The sequence below is a fragment of the Salmonella sp. NW645 genome, assembly GCF_051703725.1.
In the GTDB taxonomy this organism is placed as follows: domain Bacteria; phylum Pseudomonadota; class Gammaproteobacteria; order Enterobacterales; family Enterobacteriaceae; genus Salmonella; species Salmonella enterica.
In genome coordinates this window covers 205240-222954 of sequence record NZ_JAMMKR010000006.1, presented here as the reverse complement: position 1 = coordinate 222954, position 17715 = coordinate 205240, and the positions used below count along the sequence as shown (strand labels likewise).

The following is a 17715-nucleotide window of genomic DNA, read 5'->3' as shown; positions in this document are numbered from 1 at the left end:
GAACCCACACTATGTATATCGGGATCGATCTTGGTACATCGGGTGTAAAAGCTATCCTGTTGAATGAGCAGGGCGATGTGCTGGCTACGCATACTGAAAAACTGACCGTATCGCGTCCGCATCCCTTATGGTCGGAACAGGAACCAGAGCAGTGGTGGCAGGCGACGGATCGTGCGGTTAAAGGTTTAGGTCGGCAACAGTCGTTAAGTGGCGTCCGGGCGTTGGGCATCGCCGGACAAATGCATGGCGCGACATTGCTTGATAGCCGTCAGCAGGTTCTGCGACCAGCGATTTTATGGAATGACGGACGCTGTAGCGAAGAGTGCGCCTGGCTGGAAAAACAGGTGCCGCAGTCGCGTGCGATAACCGGTAATCTGATGATGCCCGGTTTTACCGCGCCCAAATTAGTCTGGGTGCAGCGCCACGAACCGGATATTTTCCGCCAGATAGACAAAGTTCTGCTGCCGAAAGATTTTCTGCGGCTGCGAATGACGGGCGTCTTTGCCAGCGATATGTCGGATGCGGCAGGAACGATGTGGCTGGACGTGAAAAAGCGCGACTGGAGCGACGTTATGCTCAACGCCTGTCATTTAACCCGACAGCAGATGCCAGCGTTATTTGAAGGTAGTGACATTACCGGAACGTTGCTGCCAGAGGTAGCCAGCGCATGGGGAATGCCAGCAGTACCTGTGGTGGCGGGCGGCGGCGACAATGCGGCTGGCGCGGTCGGCGTAGGAATGATCGATGCCGGACAGGCGATGCTCTCACTTGGAACATCGGGCGTCTATTTTGCCGTCAGCGACGGCTTTCTGAGTAAACCGGAGAGCGCAGTACACAGTTTTTGCCATGCGCTGCCGGAACGCTGGCATTTAATGTCTGTGATGTTGAGCGCCGCCTCTTGTCTGGACTGGGCGGCTAAACTCACCGGGCAGGAGAACGTCCCGGCGCTGATTGCCGCTGCACAGCAGGCGGATGAGCATGCCGATTCGATCTGGTTTTTGCCGTACCTGTCCGGCGAGCGCACGCCGCATAATAATCCGCAGGCAAAAGGCGTTTTCTTTGGTTTAACCCATCAGCATGGCCCGGCGGAACTGGCGCGGGCGGTACTGGAAGGCGTGGGATATGCTCTGGCGGATGGCATGGATGTGGTTCACGCCTGCGGCGTCAAGCCCGCCAGCGTGACGCTTATCGGCGGCGGGGCGCGCAGCGAATACTGGCGTCAGATGCTATCTGATATTAGCGGGCTACAGCTTGATTATCGTACTGGCGGCGATGTGGGACCAGCGCTGGGCGCGGCGCGTTTGGCGCAAATTGCGGTGAATAAACAGACTCCGCTCGCCGATGTATTGCCGCAGTTGCCGCTGGAGCAGGCGCATTATCCTGATGCGCAGCGTCATGCGGTTTATCAACAACGTCGTGAAACCTTCCGTCGACTCTATCAGCAGCTGTTGCCGTTGATGTCATAAGTCAGAATGCCTTTCGGTTTTGGCTGAAAGGCATTTCCCGTAAATATTGATTCTATTGAATTATATCGAAGTAAGTATGTGTGTTTTCTGATTTTTATGTTATTGCTAAGCAGGCGCCTTTTTCATCGCTATTTCTTCGCTTAATGTGTCTCACTCAACCACAAGGAGAGTGAGATGGACGATCACGTTGCGCGCAGGAAACGGATATTCGGCCTGGGAATGTTAGTCGTCGGTGCAGTGGTATACCTGGTGGGACTGTGGCCAGGCTGTCATACATTAAGCGAAAAGGGATATTTTTTTGCGGCAATCGTCATGTGCGGTTTTCCTGTCTTAATTCGCCAGGAACACACGGGGAATGACCGCTTGCTTTCTCGTTGTAAATCTTTGCTGTTGCTTGGCATCGGCATGGTCGCGGTCGGCGTATTTAACCTGGCGCTGGCGGGCGCGCTGAAAATACTGTGTCTGGTGGCGCTGGGGGTCAGTATATATGGAACCGATCTTTACGCTTCCTACAGTGATGATGAATGATGACCGGAGCCATCATTGTCGTTTAGCTAACCCATTTCCGTTTATCAATACGCTGTAACAGCATGGAAAGTAGCAGGCTTCCTGTCACCGTCGCGGCAAAAACCCACACGATGTCTAACGGCGGCCAACGTTTTAACTCCAGACCATTAGTACGTAGCGCATGGATAATCAGCGCGTGGAAACCATAAATACCCAGCGAGTGGCGGGAGATAAGCCCCAGTCCAGGTAACGTCCGCGCATTCAGCTTATTTTTAACTACCGTGAACAGTGAGACGGCGCAAATAAACACCATGGGACCGCAATACAGATACCAGGTATCGGCAAAATTTCCGCGCCAGCGTAATTCATGCAATGTGCCGCGAGAAATAACAAATACCGCGATGATGAACAGGGCAGTGCAGATAAGCGTCAGCGATGACTTTTGCGTCTCCATCATTCCAATGGCGCGGCCCAGGATACCGTAGAGAATGTAGTAGAACGTGTCGCCGCTGATATACAGATTGATGGGCAACCATTCAACGCCGCCGATTTTTTGCGGCACAGTATTTGGGTTGGCAATAATACCAATGACCACCATCAGCGTCAGGAGCATTTTGCCGCTCACGTTTTTTACCTGGATTAATGGCGATACCAGGTAGATCACCGCAATCGCAAAGAAAAACCACAGGTGGTAAAACACGGGTTTTTGCAGCGCATTTTTTAGCGAAAGCTCGACGTTGATCGAAGTAAAAAGTGAAATGTAAGCCAGGGCGACAACGCTGTAAAAGATAAGGCACAGGGCGATACGTAAAAAATGCCGCGGTTGCGCGCAGCGCTCGCCAAAAAAAAGATAGCCTGAAATCATAAAAAACAGGGGAACGCTAACGCGCGAAGCCGAATTCAGGACATTCGCAATATCCCAGTTTAGCGGGCTGACGCTGTGGGCGTTGGTGATGTACCACGTTGTAGTATGGATCATCACTACCATTAAACAGGCGATCCCTCGCAGGTTATCAATCCAGTTAATTTTAGGCTGCATCAGTTCCTCAGCTTCCGTTTCAATAGAGTTCCAGCGCGGTGGCTCACTGGAAAAATCTGACTTTCTACGCTACATCTTGTGATGGCGTAAGGAGATTCGCACAATGTGTCTGCTACCCACAAACCTTAATAATAAGACTGACCAGCAAACCAGACGGTAATAAAAATGATAATGAAGTATTTCTGTACTGTGATGATAGCCATCGCTCTGGTGGGATGCACAGCGACACCGCCACCGACGCAAAAAGCCCAGCAGAGTAAAGTGAGCCCAACACGCACGCTGGATATGGAAGCATTGTGTAAAGCCCAGGCGGCGCAGCGTTACAACACTGGCGCACAGAAAATTGCTGTTACCGGCTTCGAACAGTTTCAGGGGAGCTATGAGATGCGTGGTAATACCTTCCGTAAAGAGAGTTTTGTCTGCTCTTTTGATGCAGATGGGCAGTTTTTACATCTTTCTATGCGGTAAAAGCCGCGCCTGGTGAGGTGTGATGCCGCGAAATCCGGCAATTTTCGCTAAACAAACCGGTTTCATACTGTATATCTCGCATCCAGCGGGTATACTGGCTCCTTCCTTTAAATCCACACGTATCCAGCACGAAATAATATGCAAAAGTTTGATACCAGGACCTTCCAGGGCTTGATCCTGACCTTACAGGATTACTGGGCTCGCCAGGGCTGCACCATTGTTCAACCATTGGACATGGAAGTTGGCGCGGGAACTTCTCATCCAATGACCTGCCTGCGCGCGCTGGGGCCAGAGCCGATGGCGACTGCCTATGTGCAGCCTTCTCGTCGTCCGACCGATGGCCGCTACGGCGAAAACCCGAACCGCTTACAGCACTACTATCAGTTTCAGGTGGTGATTAAGCCATCTCCGGAGAATATTCAGGAGCTGTATCTCGGTTCTCTGAAAGAGCTGGGTATGGACCCGACCATTCACGATATTCGTTTCGTGGAAGATAACTGGGAGAACCCGACGCTGGGCGCCTGGGGACTCGGCTGGGAAGTGTGGCTGAATGGCATGGAAGTGACGCAGTTCACCTACTTCCAGCAGGTCGGCGGCCTGGAGTGCAAGCCGGTGACCGGTGAAATCACCTACGGTCTGGAACGTCTGGCGATGTATATCCAGGGCGTGGACAGCGTTTACGACCTGGTCTGGAGCGATGGCCCGCTGGGTAAAACCACCTACGGCGACGTGTTCCATCAGAACGAAGTGGAGCAGTCCACCTATAACTTTGAATACGCCGATGTGGATTTCTTATTCACCTGCTTCGAGCAGTATGAAAAAGAAGCCCAGCAGCTGCTGGCACTGGAAAACCCGCTGCCGCTGCCGGCCTACGAGCGTATTCTGAAAGCCGCCCATAGCTTCAACCTGCTGGATGCGCGTAAAGCTATCTCCGTCACCGAACGTCAGCGCTACATTTTGCGTATTCGCACCCTGACCAAAGCAGTGGCAGAGGCTTATTATGCTTCCCGTGAAGCCCTCGGCTTCCCGATGTGCAACAAAGACAAGTAAGAGGCGGCCATGTCTGAGAAAACTTTTCTGGTGGAAATCGGCACTGAAGAGCTGCCACCAAAAGCACTGCGCAGTTTGGCTGAGTCCTTTGCTGCGAACTTCACTGCGGAGCTGGATAACGCCGGCCTCGCGCACGGTAACGTTGAATGGTTTGCCGCCCCGCGCCGTCTGGCGCTGAAAGTGGCGAATCTTGCTGAATCGCAGCCCGATCGCGAAGTCGAAAAACGTGGTCCGGCGATTGCCCAGGCGTTCGACGCCGAAGGCAAACCGAGCAAAGCGGCAGAAGGCTGGGCGCGCGGCTGCGGGATCACCGTTGATCAGGCCGAGCGTCTGAAGACCGACAAAGGCGAATGGCTGCTGTATCGCGCCCACGTGAAGGGAGAAAGTACCGAAGCGCTGGTGCCGAACATGGTAGCCACCTCGCTGGCGAAACTACCGATCCCGAAACTGATGCGCTGGGGCGCGTCTGACGTCCACTTCGTGCGTCCGGTACACACTGTGACTCTGCTGCTGGGCGATAAAGTGATTCCGGCGACTATTCTGGGTATTCAGTCTGACCGCGTCATTCGCGGCCATCGCTTTATGGGTCAGCCTGAGTTCACTATCGACAATGCTGACCAGTACCCGCAAATTCTGCTGGAGCGCGGTAAAGTCATTGCGGACTACGAAGCGCGTAAAGCCAAAATCAAAGCGGACGCTGAAGAAGCAGCACGCAAGATTGGCGGTAATGCCGACCTGAGCGAAAGCCTGCTGGAAGAAGTCGCCTCGCTGGTGGAATGGCCGGTGGTATTGACGGCGAAATTCGAAGAGAAATTCCTCGCCGTGCCTGCCGAAGCGCTGGTGTACACCATGAAGGGCGACCAGAAGTATTTCCCGGTTTATGACAACGCGGGCAAGCTGCTGCCGAACTTTATCTTCGTCGCGAATATCGAATCGAAAGATCCGACCCAGATTATCTCCGGTAACGAGAAAGTGGTGCGTCCGCGTCTGGCGGATGCTGAATTCTTCTTCAATACCGACCGTAAAAAACGTCTGGAAGATCATCTGCCGCGTCTGCAAACCGTGCTGTTCCAGCAACAGCTGGGCACGCTGCGCGACAAGACCGACCGTATTCAGGCACTGGCAGGCTGGATTGCCGGTCAGATTGGCGCTGACGTTAACCACGCCACTCGTGCGGGCCTGCTCTCCAAGTGCGACCTGATGACCAACATGGTCTTCGAGTTCACCGACACCCAGGGCGTGATGGGGATGCACTACGCGCGCCATGATGGTGAAGCGGAAGATGTGGCCGTGGCGCTGAACGAGCAGTATCAGCCACGCTTTGCCGGTGATGACCTGCCGTCTAACCCGGTGGCCTGCGCGTTGGCGATCGCTGACAAGATGGATACTCTGGCGGGTATCTTCGGTATCGGTCAGCATCCGAAAGGCGACAAAGACCCGTTTGCGCTGCGTCGTGCCGCGCTGGGCGTGCTGCGCATCATCGTTGAGAAGAACCTCGCTCTTGATCTGCAAACGCTGACCGAAGAAGCGGCGCGTCTGTATGGCGACAAGCTGACCAATGCTAACGTAGTCGATGATGTGATCGATTTTATGCTGGGTCGCTTCCGCGCCTGGTATCAGGACGAAGGTTACACCGTCGACACCATCCAGGCGGTACTGGCGCGTCGTCCGACCCGTCCGGCAGATTTCGATGCTCGTATGAAAGCGGTATCGCACTTCCGCACCCTGGAAGAAGCCTCTGCGCTGGCGGCGGCGAACAAGCGCGTCTCCAACATCCTGGCGAAAGCCACTGAGCCGCTGAACGATATCGTCCACGCCTCCGTACTGAAAGAAGCGGCGGAAATTGAGTTGGCCAGACATCTGGTTGTGCTGCGTGATAAGCTTCAGCCGTACTTTGCCGATGGTCGTTATCAGGAAGCGTTGATTGAGCTGGCTGCTCTGCGCGCGCCGGTGGATGAATTCTTCGAAAATGTCATGGTTAACGCGGAAGAGAAAGATATCCGTATCAACCGCCTGACGCTGTTGTCGAAACTACGCGAACTGTTCCTGCAGGTTGCGGATATTTCGTTACTGCAATAAGCGTTCAGTTAATTAAACAAAAACCTGCTTTCGGGCAGGTTTTTTTATTTTTAACGTAATGGTAATTCCGTCAGACAGGTCTGGCTGTCATCTCTGGTGGCAATGGCATGTGACGCCGTTTTACCGTTGTAGCTTACTTCCAGCGTCCCTTCCATATTGCGCGGTAGCCAAACACCGATAAATCCGTTTCGATAGCTTTGCATCTCTTTTTGTACGATGACAGCGCCTTTACTGTCTGTCACTTTTACAGTGAACGGTTTATTCGGCATTTCTCCCTGACAGCCGGAAAGGCTGTGGTTAAAACAGGGGTGTGTCCGCCATTCATAGGGCGCAAAAGAGAGATAGAATTTGTCGCCTAACGGCAGCGTATAAATCTGCTCTCCGTCAGATAATTTGAGTTCGGTACTGGTAATCGACGCGGAGTAAGGCAAAGGACGGCTCTGCGGCGTCTGATCAATCGTATCCACGATCTGCTCAACCGTTTTTCCCGCCAGCCCATGTTGCGCCAGAAAAGCGGATTCTGCGGATGCCGCAAGCGCGGAGCCGCTGGCGCATAAACCCAAAAGTAATAACCATGATGATTTCGACATAACTTCAATTCCTTGTGAACAATCTCCCTGCCTACTATAGGGGTTCCCCTAAGGGAAAGGTCAAAGGAACGCAGGGTAAAGTAATGCAAAGTTATGCTGGGGGAGAGGGGGAATTGGAATAAAAAAAATCCCCGCCATCAGGCAGGGATTCAAAATTCTGAGCTTTTTAAGCTTACAGGCTGGTTACGTTACCAGCTGCCGGGCCTTTAGCGCCGCTTTCGATGGTGAAGGAAACTTTCTGACCTTCGTCCAGAGATTTGTAACCATCGTTCTGAATAGCGGAGAAGTGTACGAACACGTCTTTAGAACCGTCATCAGGAGTAATAAAGCCGAAGCCTTTATCAGCGTTGAACCATTTTACGATACCAGTCATTTTACCGGACATAGTGTATTACCTTTTAAAAAATAAGTGTGCCTTTCGGCGTTATGGCGTGCTTTACAGATTTTTTAAGCGTTAAGGAAATGCGCACTACGAGGGGTATCTAATGGATAACTCTTGAAGGGACTTGCCTTACTAAACTGCTTTAATGGTCTGTACGTCAAACCGTTGAGCACATTAACTCATGTAATGCCGGGCGATGCAACTTTTATTTTACTTTATTTCTCCAGGTCAGGAATCGAGCGGGGAAAACGGTCCTTGCGCAGGACCGTTAAAACAGAAAGGGGTAAAAATTACTCCATCAATTGCTTACTTAAGCGTGGGTTTGCCTGTATCAGGCGCATCAATTTGAGCTCTGCTGGCGTGGGTTTTTCGCGTTTCGATTCCCATTCCTGAACCATGGCAACCGTTACGCCCAGCGCTCTGGCGAATTCATCTGTTTTTAGTCCCGTCCCTCTCCGTAACTGTTCAAATTCGGTAAAAGGATTGGGTTTTTGCGTCAGGGTGATCTTTCGCGTTTCATCTTTAAAAACAATTTGTTCCAGGCTGCTCAGCAGCTCAAACATCGGATCTTTATATTCCATTGAGAACTCCTGTAAATCACACAGCGGGATCGTGAAGTGCATCGAAGCCTCTTAAGAATAGTCGGGAAACTTGCGGGTGGGGGGTGACGCGCCGCCAGGAAGCGCTATCGATTCGTTTCGATGCCTTACGCTACGCGACTTTTAGGACGCTAACAATTTGATCCAGGAAGGTATATCCGTCTTTCAGAAAATAATTGTAAAGATTAAAAAAATATTACATCCCCCGCTGGAAAGCTTTCTTGCCGCGTTTTTTATCGCAGTGTCAGGTCAAAAATTAACAATAAAATAACAAATTAAGCATTGATGCAGATAAACATAATTTTCCGCTACAAGATCGCGTGGAAAGGGTATCCTGCAAGCCTGACCTGGACTATCCTTGTAAGCCGTCAGGCACGCAGGTGTCGTTGTGCGCATTTTTGGGTGAAAGGAGTATTAACAATGGCGACAGGTAAGTCCTGCTCTCGCTGGTTTGCGCCTGTTGTGGCGTTATTAATGGTGTTTAGCCTGAGCGGGTGTTTTGATAAAGAAGGCGATCAGCGCAAAGCGTTTGTCGATTTCCTGCAGAATACAGCAATGCGTAGCGGAGAGCGTTTACCAACGCTGACGGCCGATCAGAAAAAACAGTTTGGTCCGTTCGTGTCTGATTACGCGATACTGTATGGCTACTCGCAGCAGGTAAACCAGGCGATGGATTCCGGTCTGCGCCCGGTGGTCGATAGCGTTAACGCCATCCGCGTTCCGCAGGATTATATGACGCAACGTGAGCCGCTGCGGCAGGCAAATGGTTCGTTAGGCGTGCTGGCGCAACAGTTGCAGAATGCAAAACTGCAGGCTGATGCCGCGCATGGCGCGTTAAAGCAGGCCGATGACCTGAAACCTGTGTTTGATCAGGTCTACAAAAAAGTAGTCACCGTGCCGGCAGATGCTTTGCAGCCGCTGATCCCGGCGGCGCAGATCTTTACGCAGCAGTTGGTACAAGTGGGCGATTATATTGCGCAACAGGGCGAGCAGGTGAGCTTTGTCGCGAACGGCATTCAGTTCCCGACCTCACAGCAGGCCAGCCAATATAATGCGCTGATTGGGCCGTTGGCCTCGCAGCATCAGGCGTTTAATCAGGCCTGGACGGCGGCGGTAAACGCGACCCAGTAATGACAGTCTGCCCGATAAGCGCAAGCCAGCGCTTATCGGGCCTGTAGCGTTATCCCGCCGCCTGCGGATTGACGCAGTTCTTCTCTATTTTTCCCTGCAGCGCATCAATCAAATTATCCACCGCACAGGCCATCATGTTATAGCGCGTCTCATGCGTTGCCGAGCCAATATGCGGTACCGCGACGACATTAGACATGTTCAGCAAGGGCGAATCCACGGATAGCGGTTCCTGTTCAAAAACATCCAGACCTGCCGCATATATTTCACCGTTTTGCAGCGCGGCAATCAGCGCGTTTTCATCGACCACCGGGCCGCGTCCGGCATTAATAAAAATGGCGGACGATTTCATTCTGGCAAACTGTGTTGCGCCAAACAGATGTCGCGTTTCTGCCGTTAGCGGCAGGATCACGCAGACAAAATCAGCCTCCTGCAACAACGTATCCAGATCGCAGTAGCGGGCGTTAAACCGGTCTTCCGCCTCCTGATGCCGCCGACGGGCGTGATAGAGAACCGGCATGGTAAACCCAAAGTGCGCTCGCTGCGCCAGCGCCATCCCGATACGCCCCATCCCAACGATACCGAGTGTTTTGTGATGGACATCGACGCCAAACCACGCCGGGCCAATGCTTTCTGTCCATTCACCCGCTTTAACCCGTTCTGCGACGTCCACCACGCGGCGGGCAGTGGCCAGCATCAACGCCATCACCGTATCGGCAACGGTTTCCGTCAAAACGGCAGGCGTGTGCATCAGGACTATTTTGCGGGCAGTAAGGGCGTCCACCTCGACATTATCGTATCCCACCGAGATGGTCGACGCCGCGCGTAGCGCCGGCATTTTTTCCAGCAGCGCGCGGTTAACGGTTTCGCTGGCGCCCAGAAGGCCTTGCGCGCTGGCAAATGCCTGCGCGTGTCGCGCTACCGTTTCCGGATGCAGGTTCGGTACCTGGGTGACGGTAAAATGCGCCTCCAGGCGATGCAGCAAATCATCAGGCAGGGTTTTGTAGAGAATGATGGACGGCTTCATGCGACTCTCCGTAAATCAAAAGGTAAGCGCGGCATGCGCCAACCGGAACAGGCTTATTATTAACCCGTTTAGCCATCATCGACCAGCCAATTTCCCCGCTGTCGGCAGCCGTGTCGTGGTAAATAATGAATGAATACCGAGTAATGCGCGATGTGTCCGGTTTGGCGAGGGAATGGCGAGGGAGTAATGCAGGCCGGGTAAAGCATACCGCTTTACCCGGTACGGTAGTTTACTGCAATGGACTCAAGGTAATTTCGACGCGGCGGTTTTGCGCCTTACCTTCTGCCGTACTGTTGCTGGCGATCGGGTTCGCCGGACCCATTCCGCTGGTACGGATACGGCTGGCGTCGACGCCCTGGGTGATCAGCGAACTGGCGACGGAGTCAGCACGCTGCTGCGACAGACGCATATTCAGATCGTGGCTACCGGTACTGTCGGTGTAGCCCACCACATTGACGGCGGTCTTGGGATACTCTTTCAGCACCATCGCCACGCCGGTCAGCGTGTTAGCGCCTGCCGGTTTCAGCGTCGCGCTGCTGCTGTCGAAGGTGACATTATTCGGCATATTCAGAATGATATTATCACCGCTTCGTGTCACGCTAACGCCTGTGCCCCGCATTTTGTCACGCAGTTTCGCTTCCTGTACGTCCATGTAGTAACCCACGCCGCCGCCCAGCGCCGCGCCAGCCGCCGCGCCAATCAGCGCGCCTTTACCGCGATCTTTTTTGGAGGAGGAGAGCGCGCCGATGCCTGCGCCGACCAGCGATCCAATACCCGCGCCAATGCCGGATTTACCTGCTTCGCGTTCGCCGGTGTAAGGGTTTGTTGTGCAGCCAGATACTGCCAGGGTGCCGCTCACGATGGCAGCAATCACAAATACACGTTTTTTCATCTTAAATCCTTATCACTTTTTTATTTTTACCACAGCGACCGTGGCGGTTGATTATGACGTCTGCACATGAAGAAAATTCCAGGGAAAACTCTGAAATTTGTAAGTAACATTGATCGGCAAAATAAATAATCCCAATAATTCAGGAGCGAACCTTGACCCACGCACCATCGCGTCATTCGGTATTGACCGCCGCACACTGGGGGCCAGTCCGCGTTGAAACCGACGGAGAACGCATTTTTGCCTCGTATGGCGAACTCCCGACGGCACACCAAAACTCCCTGCAAACCGTTGTGCATGACCAGGTTCACAGTAAAACGCGGGTTCGCTTCCCGATGGTGCGTAAAGGGTTCCTGGCTTCTCCCGATAAGCCGCAAGGCATACGCGGGCAGGATGAGTTTGTTCGCATAAGTTGGGATGACGCGCTGGATCTGATCCACGCTCAGCACAAACGTATTCGCGAAAATTATGGACCATCGTCCATCTTCGCTGGCTCCTACGGTTGGCGTTCGAACGGCGTATTGCATAAAGCGGCTACGCTATTGCAGCGTTACATGGCGCTGGCGGGAGGGTATACCGGCCATCTTGGCGATTATTCCACCGGCGCGGCGCAGGCTATCATGCCTTATGTAGTGGGTGGCAACGAGGTTTACCAGCAGCAGACTAGCTGGCCGGTGGTGCTGGAACACAGCGAGGTGGTGGTGCTCTGGAGCGCGAACCCGCTGAATACTCTGAAAATTGCCTGGAACGCCTCGGATGAACAGGGGCTCGACTATTTTGCGGCGTTGCGACAAAGCGGCAAACGCCTGATCTGCATCGATCCGATGCGATCGGAAAGCGTCGACTTTTTTGGCGATAAGATGGAGTGGATCGCCCCACATATGGGCACCGATGTGGCGTTAATGTTGGGAATCGCCCATACGCTGGTGGAAAACGGTTGGCAGGATGAAGCGTTCCTTGCCCGCTGCACAACGGGTTATGACCGCTTCGCCGACTATCTTTTGGGCACGACCGACGGTACGGCCAAAACAGCGGAATGGGCGGCGGAAATTTGCGGCGTTTCTGCGGTGAAAATCCGCGAACTGGCGGAAATATTTCATCATAACACCACCATGTTGATGGCCGGTTGGGGAATGCAGCGTCAGCAGTTCGGCGAGCAAAAGCACTGGATGATCGTCACGCTGGCCGCAATGCTGGGGCAAATTGGTACGCCTGGCGGCGGGTTTGGTTTTTCTTATCATTTTGCTAACGGCGGAAACCCGACGCGCCGCGCCGCCGTGTTAGCCTCGATGCAGGGAAGCATCCCTGGCGGGGTCGATGCGGTAGATAAAATACCGGTGGCGCGTATTGTCGAGGCGCTGGAAAACCCCGGTGGGTTTTACCAACACAATGGGATGGATCGCCGCTTCCCGGATATTCGTTTTATCTGGTGGGCGGGCGGCGCGAACTTTACCCATCATCAGGATACCAACCGTCTGATTCGCGCGTGGCAAAAACCGGAACTGGTCGTTATCTCAGAATGTTTCTGGACGGCCGCCGCGAAACACGCGGATATTGTTCTGCCTGCGACCACCAGCTATGAGCGTAACGATTTAACCATGACCGGCGACTATAGCAATCAGCATTTGGCGCCGATGAAGCAGGTCGTGTCGCCCCGGTGGGAGGCGCGGAATGATTTTGACGTTTTTGCTGAACTGAGCGAACGGTGGGAAGTCGGCGGTTACGCTCGGTTCACCGAAGGAAAAAGCGAGCTGGCGTGGCTGGAGACTTTCTACAATATTGCCGCCCAGCGTGGCGCCAGCCAGGGGGTGACGCTGCCGCCGTTTGCCGCATTCTGGCAGGCTAACCGTTTACTGGAGATGCCGGAAAATCCCGCCAACGCGCAGTTTGTGCGCTTCGCGGATTTTCGCCGCGATCCTGATAACCATCCGCTAAAAACGGCCAGCGGCAAAATCGAAATCTATTCTGCGCGCATTGCCAGCTATGGTTACGCGGATTGTCCCGGCCATCCGATGTGGCTGGTGCCGGATGAGTGGCACGGGAACGCTGATGCGGGGCAGGTTCAGCTACTTTCCGCGCATCCGGCGCACCGTCTGCATAGCCAGCTTAACTACAGTTCGTTACGGGAGCGGTATGCGGTAGCCGGACGCGAACCGGTGACGATTCATCCGCAGGATGCGACAACGCGCGGAATCGTCGATGGCGATACGGTACGCGTCTGGAATCATCGCGGGCAGGTTCTGGCGGGCGCGGTCGTTACCGACGGAATTCGGCCTGGCGTGATCTGTATTCACGAAGGCGCATGGCCGGACCCTGAACCTACCGCAGGCGGCATATGCAAAAACGGCGCGGTAAACGTCCTGACAAAAGATCTTCCCAGTTCCCGGCTGGGGAACGGTTGTGCGGGCAACACCGCGCTGGTCTGGTTTGAGAAATATACCGGCCCGGCGCTACCGCTTACGGCGTTTGATCCGCCTGCCAACTCATAATCCAGGTGGGGTGGGCGGTATCCTCCTGCCAGGCGCTATCTTCAATACGAAAACCAAGCGCATGGTAGAAGTTTACGGCGGATTGATTTTTCTGGTAAACCTCAAGGCTCAGCAGAGGAAAACGTTGCTGGACATATTCCAGAAGCGCTTTGCCAATGCCGTGTCTTAACGCGTCGGGGGCGACAAACAGCGCCCCGACAAAACGGGCTTCCAGTACGCTGACGAAGCCTTTCAGTTGTCCATTTTCCTCCCATACCCAGGTTTGCGCGGCGGGTAAATAGACGTCGCGTACAATTGCTTCGCTCTCGTGCCAGTAACGTTCTTCGATAAAGGGATGGGCATAAATGGTACTTTTCATCCACAGCGCCAGAATAGACGCCATGTCTTCACTCTGGGATTTGCGAATCATGTTTTTCTCCCGGATGGCAAAAACAGCCGGTAATATGGTCGTTGACCAGTCCGCACGCCTGCATAAAGGAGTAACAGATAGTCGTACCGACAAACTTGAAGCCGCGTTTTTTCAATGCCTTAGCAAGCGCATCGGACGCAGGTGTTGAGGTAGGGATCTCATCCAGGCTGGCCGCCTGGGTGATCTGCGGCTGGCCATCAACGAATGACCAGACAAAATCGGCGAAAGACTCGCCGTTTTGCTCCATCGCAAGCCAGGCGCGGGCGTTACTGATAATGGCCTGAATTTTACCGCGATGTCGTATGATGCCCGTGTTCTGCAGCAGGCGTTCAACATCTTCCTCCTGCATAGCTGCGATGTGTATCGGGTCAAATTGATGAAAACAGGCGCGGTAGCTCTCCCTCTTTTTAAGCACGGTGATCCAGGATAAACCGGCCTGTTGACCTTCAAGACAGATCATTTCAAACAGCTTTCTGCTATCGGTTTCCGGTACGCCCCACTCGTTATCATGATAGGCAATATAAAGGGGGTCCTGGCTGACCCAGTCGCAACGCTGCATAGACTTCCTCGTTATTGTGGTTACCGCGAAAATTTCCTTCAACCCGCCTTGACGGGCCCGCTAAAAGGACAATAGTTAATACAGGGCTGATGCCCGACATCCTTCATTCAATGACAATAATATCGCCGAATTCGGCTCTACTCTGGAGTCGCGTTGATGATTGTAAGAAAACGCCGTGGTCGCCGGACATTGCGTTGTCTGGCGGGCCTTATGGCCTGCTCGTTTTTTATCAATACCACGTATGCCTGGCAACAAGAATATATCGCTGAAGCGGCTCCGGGGCATACGACGGAACGCTATACCTGGGACAGCGATCACCAACCGAATTACAACGACATACTGGCCGAACGTATTCAGTCTACGCAAAATACGGTGGGTCCGGTGCTTAGCCTGGCGGATGAAACCCCGCTTGATGCGACCAGCGGTATCAGTATGGGCTGGAATTTTCCGCTTTCCCGACGCGTGACCACTGGGCCGGTCGCGGCGCTGCATTACGATGGTTCGACGTCATCAATGTATAACGAATATGGCGATAGCGCGACGACATTAGCGCTTACCGATCCGTTATGGCACGCCAGCGTCAGTACGTTAGGCTGGCGGGTAAACTCGCAGTTCGGCGATGTCCGTCCCTGGGCGCAAATTAGCTATAACCAACAATTTGGGGAAAATATCTGGAAAGCGCAGTCCGGGTTGAGTCGTATGACCGCAGGAAATCAGGCGGGAAATTGGCTGGATGTCACCGTAGGCGCGGACGTGTTACTTAACCCGCACATGGCGGCGTATGCGGCGTTTTCCCAGGCGGAAAATAGCGCTACGGATAGCGATTATTTGTATACCCTGGGGGTGAGCGCTCGCTTTTAACGAGATAAACCGCCGCCTGGATTTATTAGAAGTTCATCTAATACCCTGTCTATATATTTACAAAAATATATAGGTCAATCACATTCTCTATAGACACTTTTTGCGCTTCCTGTGGTCTACTTAGCCGCGCTTGTAGACTTTCTCACATCTGCGTTAGCCGCATATTTACCTGTTTGATTAAAGAATCGTTGTACAGGTCGTTTTTATCCCGATTCCCAGGGTTTGTTTGCATGAGATACATTAAATCGATGACGCAGCAGAAACTTAGTTTCTTGCTTGCGCTCTATATCGGTCTGTTTATGAATTGCGCCGTGTTTTACCGCCGTTTCGGCAGTTATGCGCAAGAATTTACCATTTGGAAAGGCCTCTCCGCAGTTGTCGAACTTGGCGCCACGGTGCTGGTCACTTTCTTCTTACTTCGTCTTCTTTCACTGTTTGGCCGACGCGTCTGGCGTGTGCTGGCCACGCTGGTGGTGCTGTTTTCCGCTGGCGCCAGTTATTACATGACCTTCCTGAACGTGGTGATTGGCTACGGCATTATTGCGTCTGTTATGACCACCGATATCGATCTCTCGAAAGAGGTGGTGGGGCTGCACTTCGTATTGTGGCTGATTGCCGTGAGCCTGCTTCCGCTCATCTTTATCTGGAGTAACCACTGTCGCTACACGTTGTTGCGCCAGCTACGTACGCCGGGGCAGCGTTTTCGCAGCGCCGCTGTAGTGGTACTCGCAGGCGTAATGGTGTGGGCGCCTATCCGCCTGCTGGATATACAGCAAAAAAAGGTTGAACGGGCGACAGGTATCGACTTACCCAGCTATGGCGGCGTGGTGGCGAACTCCTATCTGCCTTCAAACTGGTTATCTGCGTTAGGGCTGTATGCCTGGGCGCAGGTAGATGAGTCGTCGGACAATAATTCGTTAATAAACCCGGCCAGGAAATTTACCTATGTTGCGCCGAAGGATGGGGATGACACCTACGTCGTTTTCATTATCGGTGAGACGACCCGTTGGGATCACATGGGGATTTTCGGCTACGAGCGTAATACCACGCCGAAGCTGGCGCAGGAAAAAAATCTGGCGGCGTTCCGCGGCTATTCTTGCGATACCGCGACGAAGCTTTCTTTACGCTGTATGTTTGTACGGGAAGGCGGGGCGGATAATAACCCGCAGCGTACCTTAAAAGAGCAGAATGTGTTTGCCGTTCTCAAACAGCTCGGATTCAGTTCCGATCTGTACGCCATGCAGAGCGAGATGTGGTTCTATAGCAATACCATGGCGGATAATATCTCCTACCGCGAGCAGATCGGCGCCGAGCCGCGTAACCGTGGTAAAACGGTTGATGATATGCTGTTGATTGATGAGATGCAGAACTCGCTTGCCCAGAACCCGGAGGGTAAGCATCTGATTATCCTGCATACTAAGGGGTCGCATTTTAACTATACGCAACGTTATCCGCGCAGCTACGCTCAGTGGAAGCCCGAATGTATTGGGGTCGATAGCGGCTGCACGAAAGCGCAGATGATCAACTCTTACGATAACTCCGTGACCTATGTGGATCACTTTATTACCAGTGTGTTCGATCAGCTACGTGATAAAAAAGCGATTGTGTTCTACGCGGCTGACCACGGCGAGTCGATTAACGAACGTGAACATTTGCACGGTACGCCGCGCAATATGGCGCCGCCGGAGCAATTCCGTGTTCCGATGCTGGTATGGATGTCGGATAAATATCTTGCCAGTCCGCAACATGCGCAGATGTTCGCTCACCTGAAACAGCAGGCGGAGATCAAAGTGCCGCGTCGTCATGTGGAGCTGTACGATACGATAATGGGCTGCCTGGGGTATACATCGCCGGATGGCGGCATTAACCAGAACAACAACTGGTGCCATATTCCCGATGCGCAGAAAGTCGCCGCGAAGTAGGTTGTCTGCCGACTTTCTCGCCGATTGAATTGTATTTTGCGACTAAGGGATTGACGGGCGTGCGCCTGAGCAGTAAGATGCGCCCGCATTCGGTGATTGGCGCAGCCTGGTAGCGCACTTCGTTCGGGACGAAGGGGTCGGAGGTTCGAATCCTCTATCACCGACCAAATTCAGAAACCCTGCTCAATGAGCAGGGTTTTTTTGTATCTGAAGCCTGACGAGGATGAGAACCTCCGGGGGCAAGAGGTTCG

Annotated in this window: 17 protein-coding genes and 1 tRNA gene; 10 read left to right on the top strand and 8 right to left on the bottom strand. The window is 53.3% G+C overall.

From position 1 onward, the window contains the following. Positions 1-11 precede the first annotated feature (11 nt). Both xylB and NA389_RS14760 read left to right on the top strand, forming a co-directional pair. A complete protein-coding gene (gene xylB, locus NA389_RS14765; protein ID WP_000275320.1) occupies positions 12-1466 on the top strand; it encodes a xylulokinase in 1455 nt (484 codons plus the stop codon). A 174-nt stretch (positions 1467-1640) separates the two neighbouring features. Further along, positions 1641-1994, top strand: a complete 354-nt coding sequence (locus tag NA389_RS14760; protein WP_000340932.1) for a YiaA/YiaB family protein — start codon at positions 1641-1643, stop codon at positions 1992-1994. A 22-nt stretch (positions 1995-2016) separates the two neighbouring features. Here the strand turns inward: NA389_RS14760 and NA389_RS14755 are convergent, their stop codons facing one another. Next, complete coding sequence (locus NA389_RS14755) at positions 2017-3012, bottom strand: acyltransferase (RefSeq protein WP_001182575.1); 996 nt, start codon at positions 3010-3012, stop codon at positions 2017-2019. A 165-nt stretch (positions 3013-3177) separates the two neighbouring features. Between NA389_RS14755 and NA389_RS14750 the strand changes: the two genes are divergently transcribed. The 3 genes from NA389_RS14750 (at position 3178) to glyS (ending at position 6609) form a co-directional block, all read left to right on the top strand. Beyond that, complete coding sequence (locus NA389_RS14750; protein WP_000605592.1) at positions 3178-3480, top strand: YsaB family lipoprotein; 303 nt, start codon at positions 3178-3180, stop codon at positions 3478-3480. A 138-nt stretch (positions 3481-3618) separates the two neighbouring features. Further along, entirely contained in the window at positions 3619-4530 is a 912-nt protein-coding gene (gene glyQ, locus NA389_RS14745) for a glycine--tRNA ligase subunit alpha (RefSeq protein ID WP_001168556.1), read from the top strand. 9 nt (positions 4531-4539) lie between these two features. Beyond that, a complete protein-coding gene (gene glyS / locus NA389_RS14740) occupies positions 4540-6609 on the top strand; it encodes a glycine--tRNA ligase subunit beta (protein WP_001291744.1) in 2070 nt (689 codons plus the stop codon). Between the two features lie 50 nt (positions 6610-6659). On the opposite strand, the gene cueP is transcribed toward glyS, so the two are convergent. The 3 genes from cueP to NA389_RS14725 form a co-directional block, all read right to left on the bottom strand. Then, entirely contained in the window at positions 6660-7199 is a 540-nt protein-coding gene (cueP, locus tag NA389_RS14735) for a copper-binding periplasmic metallochaperone CueP (protein ID WP_000047140.1), read from the bottom strand. Between the two features lie 172 nt (positions 7200-7371). Then, complete coding sequence (gene cspE / locus NA389_RS14730) at positions 7372-7584, bottom strand: transcription antiterminator/RNA stability regulator CspE (protein ID WP_000014594.1); 213 nt, start codon at positions 7582-7584, stop codon at positions 7372-7374. A gap of 287 nt (positions 7585-7871) precedes the next feature. Further along, on the bottom strand, positions 7872-8162 hold the full coding sequence (locus NA389_RS14725; RefSeq protein ID WP_000455790.1) for an HTH-type transcriptional regulator: 291 nt from the start codon (positions 8160-8162) through the stop codon (positions 7872-7874). Positions 8163-8600: 438 nt separating this feature from the next. On the opposite strand from NA389_RS14725, the gene NA389_RS14720 reads away from it, so the two are divergent. Next, on the top strand, positions 8601-9311 hold the full coding sequence (locus NA389_RS14720) for a DUF3053 domain-containing protein (RefSeq protein WP_000190524.1): 711 nt from the start codon (positions 8601-8603) through the stop codon (positions 9309-9311). Between the two features lie 49 nt (positions 9312-9360). On the opposite strand, the gene ghrB is transcribed toward NA389_RS14720, so the two are convergent. Continuing rightward, positions 9361-10335 carry a glyoxylate/hydroxypyruvate reductase GhrB gene (gene ghrB, locus NA389_RS14715; protein ID WP_000804678.1) on the bottom strand — a complete coding sequence of 325 codons (975 nt, stop codon included), beginning with the start codon at positions 10333-10335 and terminating at the stop codon, positions 9361-9363. Between the two features lie 229 nt (positions 10336-10564). Continuing rightward, complete coding sequence (locus tag NA389_RS14710) at positions 10565-11227, bottom strand: OmpA family lipoprotein (RefSeq protein WP_000747551.1); 663 nt, start codon at positions 11225-11227, stop codon at positions 10565-10567. A 152-nt stretch (positions 11228-11379) separates the two neighbouring features. On the opposite strand from NA389_RS14710, the gene NA389_RS14705 reads away from it, so the two are divergent. Continuing rightward, on the top strand, positions 11380-13713 hold the full coding sequence (locus tag NA389_RS14705; RefSeq protein ID WP_000148442.1) for a molybdopterin guanine dinucleotide-containing S/N-oxide reductase: 2334 nt from the start codon (positions 11380-11382) through the stop codon (positions 13711-13713). Here the strand turns inward: NA389_RS14705 and NA389_RS14700 are convergent. Both NA389_RS14700 and tag read right to left on the bottom strand, forming a co-directional pair. After that, complete coding sequence (locus tag NA389_RS14700) at positions 13682-14122, bottom strand: N-acetyltransferase (protein WP_000619902.1); 441 nt, start codon at positions 14120-14122, stop codon at positions 13682-13684. The two genes, NA389_RS14705 and NA389_RS14700, sit on opposite strands and share 32 nt — an antisense overlap. Further along, a complete protein-coding gene (tag, locus tag NA389_RS14695; protein ID WP_001188425.1) occupies positions 14100-14681 on the bottom strand; it encodes a DNA-3-methyladenine glycosylase I in 582 nt (193 codons plus the stop codon). Before tag ends, NA389_RS14700 begins: the two co-directional genes overlap by 23 nt. Before the next feature lie 156 nt (positions 14682-14837). On the opposite strand from tag, the gene NA389_RS14690 reads away from it, so the two are divergent. From NA389_RS14690 to NA389_RS14680, 3 genes are all read left to right on the top strand, one after another. After that, complete coding sequence (locus NA389_RS14690) at positions 14838-15542, top strand: autotransporter outer membrane beta-barrel domain-containing protein (protein ID WP_000637073.1); 705 nt, start codon at positions 14838-14840, stop codon at positions 15540-15542. Positions 15543-15772: 230 nt separating this feature from the next. Further along, positions 15773-17464 carry a kdo(2)-lipid A phosphoethanolamine 7''-transferase gene (gene eptB / locus NA389_RS14685; protein ID WP_001269247.1) on the top strand — a complete coding sequence of 564 codons (1692 nt, stop codon included), beginning with the start codon at positions 15773-15775 and terminating at the stop codon, positions 17462-17464. 90 nt (positions 17465-17554) lie between these two features. Beyond that, positions 17555-17631 (top strand) — tRNA-Pro (locus tag NA389_RS14680). Positions 17632-17715: the final 84 nt, after the last annotated feature.

Excerpts from the sequence above, each read along its gene's own strand:
- xylB (WP_000275320.1), top strand. The coding sequence starts at position 12 with ATGTATATCGGGATCGATCTTGGTACATCGGGTGTAAAAGCTATCCTG.
- NA389_RS14760 (WP_000340932.1), top strand. The coding sequence starts at position 1,641 with ATGGACGATCACGTTGCGCGCAGGAAACGGATATTCGGCCTGGGAATG.
- NA389_RS14755 (WP_001182575.1), bottom strand. The coding sequence starts at position 3,012 with ATGCAGCCTAAAATTAACTGGATTGATAACCTGCGAGGGATCGCCTGT.
- NA389_RS14750 (WP_000605592.1), top strand. The coding sequence starts at position 3,178 with ATGATAATGAAGTATTTCTGTACTGTGATGATAGCCATCGCTCTGGTG.
- glyQ (WP_001168556.1), top strand. The coding sequence starts at position 3,619 with ATGCAAAAGTTTGATACCAGGACCTTCCAGGGCTTGATCCTGACCTTA.
- glyS (WP_001291744.1), top strand. The coding sequence starts at position 4,540 with ATGTCTGAGAAAACTTTTCTGGTGGAAATCGGCACTGAAGAGCTGCCA.
- cueP (WP_000047140.1), bottom strand. The coding sequence starts at position 7,199 with ATGTCGAAATCATCATGGTTATTACTTTTGGGTTTATGCGCCAGCGGC.
- cspE (WP_000014594.1), bottom strand. The coding sequence starts at position 7,584 with ATGTCCGGTAAAATGACTGGTATCGTAAAATGGTTCAACGCTGATAAA.
- NA389_RS14725 (WP_000455790.1), bottom strand. The coding sequence starts at position 8,162 with ATGGAATATAAAGATCCGATGTTTGAGCTGCTGAGCAGCCTGGAACAA.
- NA389_RS14720 (WP_000190524.1), top strand. The coding sequence starts at position 8,601 with ATGGCGACAGGTAAGTCCTGCTCTCGCTGGTTTGCGCCTGTTGTGGCG.
- ghrB (WP_000804678.1), bottom strand. The coding sequence starts at position 10,335 with ATGAAGCCGTCCATCATTCTCTACAAAACCCTGCCTGATGATTTGCTG.
- NA389_RS14710 (WP_000747551.1), bottom strand. The coding sequence starts at position 11,227 with ATGAAAAAACGTGTATTTGTGATTGCTGCCATCGTGAGCGGCACCCTG.
- NA389_RS14700 (WP_000619902.1), bottom strand. The coding sequence starts at position 14,122 with ATGATTCGCAAATCCCAGAGTGAAGACATGGCGTCTATTCTGGCGCTG.
- tag (WP_001188425.1), bottom strand. The coding sequence starts at position 14,681 with ATGCAGCGTTGCGACTGGGTCAGCCAGGACCCCCTTTATATTGCCTAT.
- NA389_RS14690 (WP_000637073.1), top strand. The coding sequence starts at position 14,838 with ATGATTGTAAGAAAACGCCGTGGTCGCCGGACATTGCGTTGTCTGGCG.
- eptB (WP_001269247.1), top strand. The coding sequence starts at position 15,773 with ATGAGATACATTAAATCGATGACGCAGCAGAAACTTAGTTTCTTGCTT.